At 54.4% G+C, this 3,745-nt stretch carries 1 protein-coding gene and 2 rRNA genes; all 3 read right to left on the minus strand.

Going from position 1 to position 3,745, the window contains the following annotated elements:
• Positions 1 to 1,544 (minus strand): 23S ribosomal RNA (locus NQ014_RS10750); the annotation flags it as partial.
• Between the two features lie 379 nt (positions 1,545 to 1,923).
• Positions 1,924 to 3,443: ribosomal RNA gene (locus NQ014_RS10755) — 16S ribosomal RNA — on the minus strand.
• Positions 3,440 to 3,745, minus strand: a 306-nt coding sequence (locus NQ014_RS10760; RefSeq protein ID WP_257075332.1) for a hypothetical protein, incomplete at its 5' end; no start/stop codon positions are given. The genes NQ014_RS10755 and NQ014_RS10760, both read right to left, overlap by 4 nt.

A 3,745-nucleotide genomic window follows, 5' to 3' on the forward strand; every position in this document is an offset into this window, starting at 1 on the left:
TCAGGTGGGTTAGTATCCCTGATTCACCATGGGCGCGGACACACGGGTACGGGAATATCAACCCGTTATCCATCGACTACGCCTGTCGGCCTCGCCTTAGGTCCCGACTCACCCTGGGAGGATTAACCTGGCCCAGGAACCCTTAGTCATTCGGCGGAGGAGTTTTCCACTCCTCATTCGCTACTCATGCCTGCATTCTCACTCGCGCACACTCCACACTAGGGTTACCCCAGCGCTTCACAGCAGTCACGCGACGCTCCCCTACCCAACCACCACAAAAGGTGATTGCCGCGGCTTCGGCGGTGTACTTGAGCCCCACTACATTGTCGGCGCAGAACCACTCGACCAGTGAGCTATTACGCACTCTTTCAAGGATGGCTGCTTCTAAGCCAACCTCCTGGTTGTCTTCGCGATCCCACATCCTTTTCCACTTAGCACACCCTTAGGGGCCTTAGCCGGCGATCTGGGCTGTTTCCCTCTCGACTACGAAGCTTATCCCCCGCAGTCTCACTGCCGTGCTCTGACCTCACCGGCATTCGGAGTTTGGCTGATGTCGCTAAGATGATAGTCCCGCTAAACCAACCAGTAGCTCTACCTCCAGGAGGAAACACACGACGCTGCACCTAAATGCATTTCGGGGAGAACCAGCTATCACGGAGTTTGATTGGCCTTTCACCCCTACCCACAACTCATCCCCTCAGTTTTCAACCTAAGTGGGTTCGCGCCTCCACAGAGTCTTACCTCTGCTTCACACTGGCCATGGGTAGATCACCCCGCTTCGGGTCCAGGACATGCCACTAAAAACACACTAGTTAGTATTCGCTTTCGCTACGACTACCCCACCAAACGGGTTAACCTCGCGACATGCCGCTGACTCGCAGGCTCATTCTTCAAAAGGCACGCCATCACCCAAAAAAGGCTCTGACGGATTGTAAGCACATGGTTTCAGGTACTATTTCACTCCCCTCCCGGGGTACTTTTCACCATTCCCTCACGGTACTAATCCGCTATCGGTCATAAGCAGGTATTTAGGCTTACCGGGTGGTCCCGGCAGATTCACAGCAGATTCCACGAGCCCGCTGCTACTCGGGCAACACACCAATTGCAGATACGGGTGTTTCACGTACCGGACTCTCACCGTCTACGGCAGGACATTCCAATCCACTTCCGCTACACCCACACCACACAACGCAGGACTAGCAGACCCTGCAACAATGCATCCCCACAACCCCACGCACGCAAACCCTGCCAGGTATCACACGCACGCGGTTTAGCCTCATCCACGTTCGTTCGCCACTACTAACGGAATCACAATTGTTTTCTACTCCTACGGGTACTGAGATGTTTCACTTCCCCGCGTAACCACCAATTAGACTATGAATTCATCTAACGGCGACCGCCCACAACGACGGCCAGGTTTCCCCATTCGGACACCCTCGGATCAACGCTCAGTTGGCAGCTCCCCGAGGCCTATCGCAGCCTCTCACGTCCTTCATCGGCCTACTATGCCAAGGCATCCACCATGCGCCCTTACAACACAACACACAAACAAATAACTAAGAACAATCACAAACAGAAAAACTGCTTGACAAAATCGAACTTACAGAAAAACAAGATGCTCGCGTCCACTATCCAGTTCTCACACAACACCCACACACCACACACAAACCACCAAACAGCAGCCTGCCCGCAGCACGCAGCAACCTGTAAACAGGAACAACAACGTGTGTCATCCCAGACACCCAACAGCGCACCAACAACCAACCAACACAAAAGGAAAGCACAAACGCTTAAAATCATCACACGCACGCGCAGACCACCACTTCAGTGATCTAACCAGTAGGTGTTCCACCCAAAAAACAAAAAATAGCCACACGCCACCAACACGATGACACATGACAGAAGAAAAAATAATCTCCTTAGAAAGGAGGTGATCCAGCCGCACCTTCCGGTACGGCTACCTTGTTACGACTTCGTCCCAATCGCCAATCCCACCTTCGACAGCTCCCTAACGAGTTTAGGCCACTGGCTTCGGGTGTTACCGACTTTCATGACGTGACGGGCGGTGTGTACAAGGCCCGGGAACGTATTCACCGCAGCGTTGCTGATCTGCGATTACTAGCGACTCCGACTTCACGGGGTCGAGTTGCAGACCCCGATCCGAACTGAGACCGGCTTTGCGGGATTAGCTCGCCCTCACGGACTGGCAACCCACTGTACCGACCATTGTAGCATGTGTGAAGCCCTGGACATAAGGGGCATGATGATTTGACGTCATCCCCACCTTCCTCCGAGTTAACCCCGGCAGTTTCTTACGAGTCCCCACCACAACGTGCTGGCAACATAAGACAAGGGTTGCGCTCGTTGCGGGACTTAACCCAACATCTCACGACACGAGCTGACGACAACCATGCACCACCTGTATACAAGCCACAAGGGAAACACCATCTCTGGCGCGATCCTGTATATGTCAAGCCCAGGTAAGGTTCTTCGCGTTGCATCGAATTAATCCACATGCTCCGCCGCTTGTGCGGGCCCCCGTCAATTCCTTTGAGTTTTAGCCTTGCGGCCGTACTCCCCAGGCGGGGCGCTTAATGCGTTAGCTACGGCACGGATCCCGTGGAAGGAAACCCACACCTAGCGCCCACCGTTTACGGCATGGACTACCAGGGTATCTAATCCTGTTCGCTCCCCATGCTTTCGCTCCTCAGCGTCAGTTACTGCCCAGAGACCCGCCTTCGCCACCGGTGTTCCTCCTGATATCTGCGCATTTCACCGCTACACCAGGAATTCCAGTCTCCCCTACAGTACTCAAGTTATGCCCGTATCGCCTGCACGCCCGGAGTTAAGCCCCGGAATTTCACAGACGACGCGACAAACCACCTACGAGCTCTTTACGCCCAGTAATTCCGGACAACGCTCGCACCCTACGTATTACCGCGGCTGCTGGCACGTAGTTAGCCGGTGCTTCTTCTCCATCTACCGTCAGAAACCCTTCGTCGATGGTGAAAGGAGTTTACAACCCGAAGGCCGTCATCCCCCACGCGGCGTCGCTGCATCAGGCTTCCGCCCATTGTGCAATATTCCCCACTGCTGCCTCCCGTAGGAGTCTGGGCCGTGTCTCAGTCCCAATGTGGCCGTCCACCCTCTCAGGCCGGCTACCCGTCGCCGCCTTGGTAGGCCATTACCCCACCAACAAGCTGATAGGCCGCGGGCCCATCCCACACCGAAAAAACTTTCCACCACAGTATCCACACCATGGTCCTATCCGGTATTAGACCCAGTTTCCCAGGCTTATCCCGAAGTGCAGGGCAGGTCACCCACGTGTTACTCACCCGTTCGCCACTCGTGTACCCCAGCAAGCTGGAGCCTTACCGTTCGACTTGCATGTGTTAAGCACGCCGCCAGCGTTCGTCCTGAGCCAGGATCAAACCCTCCATCAAAAACCCTTCAAATCAGAAGAATCAAAAAACAATGAAAGGCCCAAAAACCTGACAAAAACAAAACAAACAACCACCACACACCAAAAGTGCGCGGCCTGGCCGTTATCCAAAAATAAAACGTTCTCCCCTTCCGAACCGACGAGGCCAAAAAAAGAAGAGAACAACCATGATCTTTCCCACAAATGAAAAAAACCACGCGAAAAGCACCCAAACAAAGGCGCCGCCACGCAATCCATCACCCGCAAGCACACAAGGACCCAAAACAAACAAAGGCCCCCGGCACCCACCAGCAACACACACGC

The sequence above is a fragment of the Corynebacterium sp. 5QC2CO genome, assembly GCF_024580435.1.
GTDB classification, from domain to species: domain Bacteria; phylum Actinomycetota; class Actinomycetes; order Mycobacteriales; family Mycobacteriaceae; genus Corynebacterium; species Corynebacterium jeikeium_D.